Origin of the sequence: Thalassotalea sp. G20_0 (genome assembly GCF_017744175.1) — a bacterium.
GTDB lineage: Bacteria > Pseudomonadota > Gammaproteobacteria > Pseudomonadales > Endozoicomonadaceae > Endozoicomonas.
Window position 1 is genome coordinate 1 of the sequence record NZ_JAGHQV010000410.1, and the last position, 650, is coordinate 650.

Here is a 650-nt window from a genome sequence, read left to right on the forward strand (position 1 = left end):
CTTTGCCCTCCTGCCAGCCCTCTTTCAAGCAGGGCAGGGTCAGGAAGGCCTTCACGTCCTTATCTTTCGGTAAGCCTTTGCCATGACACATGGAGGCTATTTGTTTCAAGCATGGGTTATCAGCAACCGACTGAATGTTTTCCTCGGGTACTTCTGCAAACGCCTTTATCTGAGTCTTCGAGCTGAGCATGCTCGTAAGGCAGCTGGTATTCGTAATCTGCCGGGTATTTACAGCTAAAAAGAACGTGTTAGCCTTAGCAAAATAACCTTCGAAAGTCTGATAATCTTTAACAATGCTGAAGTTTTTTAACTTGGAAAAGAGCGAGTGTGCGGGCGGCTTCCCCCTGTCTCGCGCTAGTTGGATTTTCCTGTCATTGAGGGTTTTCAGTAGTATCCCGGCATTCTTTAGTACTGCTTGTATTTCTTGATTATTTAAATGTATTCGTAGTTCATTTTGCTGGTTTAAAGAAAATTCTGAAATTGCTGTTTCACTGTTAATTTCTGTAGTGAGCGGTACATCCTTCATTGGTACTGGCATATCCTGCACCATCTCTGAGGTATGCTCATTGCCAGTTAACGGCCTGTTGTCGCTGGCTGTTGGTAGATTTATTGATATGTCCTCCCCCACAAGCGTGGAAGCTGCGTCAGCA

1 protein-coding gene is annotated in these 650 nt (G+C 45.1%); it reads right to left on the reverse strand.

Annotation, left to right across the window (positions count from 1 at the left end):
- Nucleotides 1-538: hypothetical protein (locus J7438_RS26785; RefSeq protein WP_209279062.1), on the reverse strand; the 538-nt coding region annotated here is incomplete at its 3' end.
- Between the last annotated feature and the right edge of the window lie 112 nt (nt 539-650).